Annotated in this window: 5 protein-coding genes and 1 pseudogene; 2 read left to right on the top strand and 4 right to left on the bottom strand. The window is 36.2% G+C overall.

The window, feature by feature from the left end; genetic code table 11:
- Positions 1–619: 619 nt before the first annotated feature.
- The 3 genes from O9324_RS08955 to O9324_RS08965 are packed head-to-tail and all read right to left on the bottom strand — an operon-like array spanning position 620 to position 3471.
- Positions 620–3085, bottom strand: a complete 2466-nt coding sequence (locus tag O9324_RS08955; protein ID WP_288139989.1) for a WYL domain-containing protein — start codon at positions 3083–3085, stop codon at positions 620–622.
- 17 nt (positions 3086–3102) lie between these two features.
- Positions 3103–3234, bottom strand: coding sequence for a hypothetical protein (locus O9324_RS08960; protein ID WP_002789488.1), 132 nt, complete (start codon positions 3232–3234; stop codon positions 3103–3105).
- A gap of 27 nt (positions 3235–3261) precedes the next feature.
- Positions 3262–3471, bottom strand: coding sequence for a hypothetical protein (locus O9324_RS08965; RefSeq protein WP_002789486.1), 210 nt, complete (start codon positions 3469–3471; stop codon positions 3262–3264).
- Positions 3472–4334: 863 nt separating this feature from the next.
- Here O9324_RS08965 and O9324_RS08970 point away from each other — a divergent pair.
- Positions 4335–6029 (top strand): hypothetical protein, encoded by a 1695-nt coding sequence (locus tag O9324_RS08970; RefSeq protein WP_288139990.1) that lies wholly within the window; start codon positions 4335–4337, stop codon positions 6027–6029.
- Between the two features lie 72 nt (positions 6030–6101).
- Here the strand turns inward: O9324_RS08970 and O9324_RS08975 are convergent, their stop codons facing one another.
- Positions 6102–6989, bottom strand: a complete 888-nt coding sequence (locus O9324_RS08975) for an NYN domain-containing protein (protein ID WP_288139991.1) — start codon at positions 6987–6989, stop codon at positions 6102–6104.
- Positions 6990–7079: 90 nt separating this feature from the next.
- Between O9324_RS08975 and O9324_RS08980 the strand changes: the two are divergent.
- Positions 7080–8161 (top strand): annotated as a pseudogene (locus O9324_RS08980) (RNA-guided endonuclease InsQ/TnpB family protein); the annotation flags it as partial.

The following is an 8161-nucleotide window of genomic DNA, read 5'->3' on the forward strand; positions in this document are numbered from 1 at the left end:
CTCCCCCTAGTTAGGGTGATCAGCAAACCTGATCGATCGGAGGGCGCAAGCTTTGCGCCCCTACAGTAACGGATTTTGTCCACAATGTAGGGGCGAACTGCGTTCGCCCAAAAGGTACATTATCAAAGCGCAAGTCCCTTAATAAACAGCCAAAACCAGTCATTCTCCAAAAAAATAGTGCTACCGCAACAATAAATAATCTGGTCAATACTTGTCAAAAACTCCCTGATGATATTTTATTAAAAGTTCTGTCTATTGCAACATCTGAACTAAAACAGTTGCAAAAAAATAAAGTCTAATTTTGGCTTTAAAATCAATTAAGGGATTGCACAGTTTTCTTGATTGGCAATCCCTTTTTTCTATTAATTCTGCATGGTATAGCTTAAATGATTGCCCACCATCAATTTTTTATCGTTTCAGCACAGCAATATTAGGACATATAGTCATTTCAACTAAGATTGAGAATATCAATCCCAGAGTTCATAAGGGTTTTGTCGGTCTATACTGTATCAGACTTATCTGAAATGACTATAATGGTATTATATCCCCACAATTAGGATAAATTTACTAACCTTCGTAGGGATTTAACACTGTTAAATCCTTATCTATTGACGGTGATCTAAAGATAACTCAATGATATTCTTAAGTTAGTTAATTCAGTATCTTGCTTTAACTCTCTATAGATAGCGATCGCCACTTCACTAGCAAGGTTAATTCCTGAATGGGAGTAGATCAAAAACCGCAAACCATCTTGAATCTTTGAAGCTTTTTTCTTTTTTTTGATGAAAGCCACTGTTTTTTTTATATCTTCCTCATTAAATTGAGTTATATCATTTATTATAAAGGGGTGAATACGCCCAGGATTCATGTTAAGTTCAGATTGAACAGATTGAGGTTCAGCATTGCCATTAGGGGTTTTAATTGAAATAAATCGATAGTTGCTTCCCTCCTTATTTTTAACTAAGTCATTGACTTTTTCTAAGTCACAACAAATTAGTTCAATATCTTGATAAATATTAGTAATTCCCTCTCCAATACTATAAATTCTGTCAACTAATGATTGAGGTTCAATTACCTTAACTTCTTTCCCCCAACCCGAAATCCAACGAATGAGATCAATATCCCCTGGATACTCTGGAGATAATTTTGGTAAAGACCATTCTGGTAAAGTAATTTTAATTGTATATTGATAGGGAGGAATATTTTGTTCTAACTTAAAAATTCCACGATCTCGCGTAGCGAGCGCTTTGCGTTCATAACTCGTTCCTTTTAACCAATCAGGTAAAGACATTTCTATTTTCTGAAATCTTTGATTTCCTTCACAAATAAATTTAAATGCAAGTTCTGTGGCGTAGAGAATGACAGTAACATTTAATTTCTTTCCTTGTTGGGAATCTAAATACTGACGCTGTTTTGCAACATCATCGCCTAAATAAATTCCTGCACTTGCATCATAAAGTTTATGGAGCTTATCTAACGCTTTTTTTTGCTCATTTATATCTCGCTGAGTATTTACTTGTTGAAATCGGATTCTATCAATTCTTGCGAAAGCAAATAAACCTTTTTTGTCTCCTTCACCTATTTCATACCCTAAATACCATGCAATATTATGAAAAACAATTTGTAAAGGGTAAGCGGTAAAGTGTGGTTGATCTTTTGACCATTTAGCACTTCCTTGAATATGACTAAATTGCAAAAGCTCTCCTTTTTTTATCGCTTCTTCTAACTGTTCAAATTGTTGTTGATATTTCTCTACATCAACAATGGATTTTGTGCCAATTAAGCGAGTAGAATAAGGAGCTTCTCCTTCTAAAAGTTTGGAATTCATTAATCGTTGTTCAAATATATCATAAATTTCGGCAGCAAGAGGATCTTTAAAATATTTCTTTTCTGAATGAGATTGGAGAGATTGATAGAGCTTATTTAACTCATATTGAGATAAAATACCTGTTCCTGCAAAGTAGCCTTTTTTCATAGAAATCTCTGGGAGAATTTGATAAGGATTTAGTACAAATTCGATGTCTTTTCTGAGTATATATAAGTTATATTTATTTTCGTCAAATAACCCTAATTTAAGCATATTTTCAATAAAGAATTTTTGGGTTCCCTTAATAGGACTATTAAGAAAAGGACGATGAACAATAAAACGAATGGTTTTGATTAATCGCTCAAATTGTTCTAAGTTAGAATAGCGATGAATCATTACATCAGGAACTTGAATGGTTTCAATATCAACTAAATCAGCCGCTATATCTCCTCTGGCTAAAATCCCATTCTTTTCTAACCAATATAAGTCTTTTTCTATGGCTTCAGGATGGGCATAAATAGCATGATACTTTTTAGTAATTACTGCACAAATTTCCTCAATTGAAGTGCTAAACTGAGGTAATTCTTCGACTTCTAAAATTTCTTTCAGGTTTTCTGGTTCAGTTTCCGTTAAATTCCCAATCCCTGGATAGTTAATAATGACGGAAATCAACTGCATTAATCTTTCAAAGTCTAGTAAATGAGAATATGGATGAAAAACTTTATTCTTATTCAAGTTAGCTATGTTAGCTAAAAGACGCTTGAATCCTGTGAGAATTATACAAATTTTGTCAAGATCAAAGCTATTGTCTCTAACAGGAACAGGATAAATTTTTAACAGTCCTTCGTTAGACTCTGGGGGATTTTCTTGTAAATTAGCATTCATCTTATCAATCACTTCGTCAGGAACTTGGCGTTCACGTTGTTGATTTCTTTGTTTACATTTCTCTACAGAAGTCTGTAAATGCCATCCTATCCATTGAATGTTAAATGAATTAACCGTTTTATAAAGAAAATCAAGTCGCCACGGGCGCATAGCATTAGTGGCATCATAAATGACGGGTTGATCTTTTTCAACGGCGGTTTTAATTTGATCTAAGACTTCTACCTCAATATCCGCCCAAATTCCTTGATTTGCCGCATCTCCATAAAGTTGCGCCCGAATTTCATCGGTTGAAACCACGACAGCATTAATTTCTTCTGCCAAAAATTGAGCAAACGTTGATTTCCCGCTTGCAGGAAGTCCAATCAAAAAGTGACAAATTACAGGTTTTTTCATCATTTTTTTCCTCGTTGTTATTTTACAGCAATACGCACTTTTAAGAGTCGATGTTTATTTTCCTGCTCAAAAGTTTCCCACCACTTCTTGGCACTACCAATAGTTTCTTCCCAGCCGATTTGAGATTTTACTTGTTCTAATTGCGCCACAATTTTCTCTTGACTCTATTCTTGAGTCTAACTAATGGCAAACTCTGCTTGAGGCTTATCCGAAGTTTTAAAGGCCGCAAAATAATGGTGTAATTGTTCAATTTGAGTCAGAGAATTGATTGATTCGTTACTATAGGTAAGTTCAGGTTGTCCACTCGTCACAGAGGTTTTATTAAAGGTAATTTCGCTGACTCTCTTTTCTGATTCAGGAAGTTGATATTCTGGGGAGCATCTCACCTTTGTAACTCCTAAATTAAGCTTTATGTCAAGCTATTTTGAAAACCTTGCTAGAAACCAGTTTTAGGGACAAGTATAATTACTCACTTGCATAAATGAGATGCTCCCATATTCTGGTTGAATCTGTGGCTCGTTTTGGACTCATCTAAACCTCTACAGCAGAAGAATAAAGAATTAAAGGATATCTATCCGAGTTAATTTTATCACATGAGTACGTTCTATCGCCGTACATTTTCTAGCCAGTTTAAACAATAGGTGTTTTAAGATCGTTCAGTAAAATAGCGATCACCTGTGTTTTAACCGCAGAATAGATATAGTATTGATCGGCGTTAATAAACTGTTCTTTATAGTCTCTCCTCAATTGTAATAAAGGATGATTGAGAATAATGTTTAAGATGTCTGGAATTGTCTTATATGTACAGGGTGAGAGCATCTCAAAAGCTATTGACAATTAGCTAATTTTGTAGTCCGCATGGGCATTTCAGCCGATACCAGCCAATCAGAATAGTTACCAAATTGACCAAATGGGTCGATTTTTGCTTAACAATTGAGATGGCAAATTCTCCTCAAATATGCCTGAATCGTGGGTAAGCGACCCCCGCAAAGTTCCTTTTGTCAAGGATTGTTAAGATGCGCTTGCCCTGATATAATAGACGGTGAGCTAATGTCCTGAATTAAGCTTAATAATCGCTAACGAGAAATAATGACCATTTTATGCGAACTCCCACTCCTTGGTGAAATTTTTCAATATGGAGTTTCTTAACTCAACCCAGAGAAGATATCGGTGTTCGCACCAAATATACTCTCATAAGCTTTAATTTAGGGTAACGTCGTCATTAGCCATTAATTTACAGTTAACAAATATGACTATTCTTCTTGCGAACCTTGGGACTTCTGACTTATCTATTAAAGTAACAGTAGATAGCCAAAATTATTATTTTCCTATTGATTTTCTCTCGAATGAACCTAATCTAAATAAAAAACTCAAAGATTTAGATAATGAGCGTCGAACTATTTGGGACAATATGTATCAAGGTTTTAACTATGTTCCTAATAGTCAAGTTTACCAAGATTTAGGATTTCCTACCCAAAAACAAGCAGTTCGTGAATTAACCAAAGCTCTACAATCAAGTTATCAAAAAGAGTCCCATAAATGGCATTCTCTTATTCGACCGACTCGAATTGGAAGTGTAATCCAAAAAGCAGTAGCAATGGGAGCATCTAAAGCCTATATTTTCGTCACCAATCAACCGACTTCACATCCTCAAGATACCATTTATTTGTTCCAGATCATTCAACAGTGGGTACAACAGGAATATCCTGCCTTTGAATTAATTCAAAAAGAGCTACAACTTAATTTAGATCCGCAAAATCCTAACCTTGAAGATTTAGTTCTTGAATACTACTATAATCAGTTGAATGAGATTTATTTAGAAGAAAATTCATCCCAAGAATCAACTATTTTAGTCAATGTTAAAGGGGGAACATTGCACCAAAAAACTGCACTCAAAATTCAAGCAATCGCCAGTGATTTTAAAAATCTTCTGTTCATTGACCCAATTTTAGACCTTAATCAACTTTTAGAGGGAAAAAACTCTGAATGTCAACTCACTTCTTATTGGCTTTATCAACGGAATCAAAAATATCAAACCGTTAAGTTACTATTACAAAAAAGATGGGATTTTGATGGAGCAAGAGTCATTCTTAAAGATTGGCAAGAAACTTTGATTTATTTAGCAAAACAAGTTCCTAAAATAGCGAGTGATACCCAAAAAGAGCAAGAAAAGTTAACAGAAATTCTCACAAGACTTGATTTTGCCGTTAGCTGTTTTAACCTTGATAAAAACGCACTCAAAGATAATGAGCAAATGGAACATAACTTTTGGTTAAATCTTTATACTCAATGTCGGATTTATTGGGGACTAGATGAAATCGCTAACTTTCTAATCCGATTAAGTTCTTTTTATGAAGTCACTTTAAATGAATTAATTATGGGCTTACGCGGACAAAAATACTTGATAAATAATAATCAAAATCAATATTTGGCATTTGTCAGAAGCAAAGCATCTCAAGAATTTTGTAATAAGTTTGAGGAATTAGAACCGGATTTTAAAAGGAGGGAAAGGAGGGAAAGGAGGGATTTATACACATTAGTAAATCGTTATAGTAAGAGAAATTTTGTTCAAATCTTAATAGAAATTGATCATCCTGATCGCCTTGAATTATGGCAACAGATTCTAGCCTCTTTGGTAAAATTAGATTATTGGTTTGATAATCGAAATGCGCTCATTCATAGTGGCAGAGGAGTATCAGTACAAACGATGATTAATCAATTGGAAGAAGATAAACGAATTGGGACTGACGACAAAGATAAATATAAAGCTGATCCCGATAAAGCTTGTCATCCTAACAATATTTTAGGGGAAGTTCTCAATATTGCTGTCCATACTTATCAGTTACTTGGACAAAAATCATCTCCTTATGTCGGTTGGGATAAAAACACTCCCTATTATCTCTATAGCCAATTACGAGATGAAATTTGTCAACAATTGATTTAACCATTGAATCCCCGCAAAGGCGGGGACAATTAATTTCAAGACCAGCTTTAGAGGCGGTGGAAGATGTGACTTTTAAGCGGTTAGTCTCTTAAGTTTAACAATCTGATCACTGATAGATTCTAGGGGGATAAAGTCCTGTTGTAGTAATGCTTGTAAGCGAGAATTAGTGTTTACAGAAGCCCCAACCACATTGACATCAACGTTGCGTGCTTGTAGTCTCTCAACCAAGGGAATGAAATCTCCATCACCAGTTACTAAGATAACGCGGTCGCCTGGTTTAGCCGCCTCTATTAAATCCAACCCCATCGCTAAATCATCGCCAATAGTTTTCCATCCGTTTTCCCGTTGTGATAAAGGGAAGGTGATTACCTCATAGTTAAGTTGTTTTAAGTGATGAAGCCATTGTTTTTGATTCGGAGAAGGATGCTCATGGAGTCCAGTATAATACTTTAAAGTAAAAGTATCTGTCTGTTTTGCTGGTTCCACCAGAGCAATTTTTAAGGCTTTCCAGTCAATTTCTAACCCTAGTGTTTCGGTCGTTTTGCTGAAATTGTTACCATCGATGTAGATGTGAGTCACCGTCTGTCTTTTTTGGGGTAGGGGAATGACGCGCTTCTCAGTTTCTATCTCTGGGGTTGGCTTCTCGTGGGGAGTAAGTTGATTTAACTGTTGTTGTTGCTGATTTAGAGTTGCAGTCGTTAGCTTTTGTTGATGTTGAACTTTTTGGGTTGCGCCTACCAGTAAACGGCTACTGGTTTTCAGGGTGCTGACTTCTTTAGCCACTTTTTCTGTTGTGTGTGTGACAGCTTTAACCTCTTTTTCGATTTTTTCGATCCCCTTAATCATAGTTTGGGAGTTAGTCAGACTTCCTTCAATCAGAGTCTTGATTTTCTTTTTTTCTTTAGTAACAATGATCGCAGAGGTAGAAGTGGCGGTCGCGAGCGCTGTTCCTACTATCATCGAAAATTTGGGTCTGAAACCCCGTCGTTCTAGGTTGGCTTTACTGTTAAATATTAGCGCATTTACACGATATATGCTAAAATGTGAGGCATGGAAAAAGCCTATTCGTTTCGATTTTACCCCACACCCGAACAAGAGTCGCTATTGCGGCGCACATTGGGCTGTGTAAGATTGGTTTACAATAAAGCTCTCCATCTCAGAACACAAGCTTGGTATGAAAAGCAAGAAAGAGTAGGATATACTGAAACGTCTTCAATGCTAACCGAGTGGAAAAAGCAAGAAGAATTAGACTTTCTCAATGAAGTAAGCTGTGTACCTTTACAACAAGGGTTAAGACATTTACAAACAGCTTTCACTAATTTCTTTGCTGGTCGTACTAAGTATCCTAGCTTTAAGAAAAAACATCAAGGAGGAAGTGCCGAATTTACCAAGTCTGCTTTTAAATTCAAAGACAGACAAATCTATTTAGCTAAATGCACAGAACCTTTACCTATTCGCTGGTCGCGACAAATACCAGAAAGCTGTGAACCAAGCACAGTAACGGTCAGATTAAATCCATCAGGGCGTTGGCATATCTCAATTAGATTTGATGACCCAACGATTAAGCCTCTACCAGTAACAGATAAAGCCATCGGAATTGACTTAGGAATTAGTAGCCTCGTGATTACCAGCGATGGAGACAAAGTATCTAATCCTAAGCATTTTAAGAAACATTATCGGAGACTGCGAAAGGCGCAAAAAAAATCTGTCTAGAAAACAGAAAGGCTCAAAAAATCGAGAAAAAGCCAGAATCAAAGTAGCCAGGATTCACGCTCAAATCACCGATAACAGAAAAGACCATTTACACAAGCTAACGACTCAATTAGTTCGTGAAAATCAAACGATTGTGGTTGAGAATTTAGCCGTCAAGAATATGGTCAAAAACCCGAAATTATCTCAGGCAATATCTGACGTTAGTTGCCCCCCCCTTGCCCCCCCGACGTCGGGGGGGTTGGGGGGGTCGACAATTAGCCTATAAATGCCGTTGGTATGGGAGAAATTACATCGAAATAGATAGATGGTTTCCTAGCTCTAAAAGGTGTAGTAATTGCGGGTATATTGCCCTTGAAAATGCCGTTAAATGTTCGAGAATGGGACTGTCCAGACTGTGGGACTCACCATGACCGAGATAT

The sequence above is a fragment of the Microcystis sp. LE19-84.1B genome, from assembly GCF_027531875.1.
Taxonomy (GTDB): Bacteria; Cyanobacteriota; Cyanobacteriia; order Cyanobacteriales; family Microcystaceae; genus Microcystis; species Microcystis panniformis.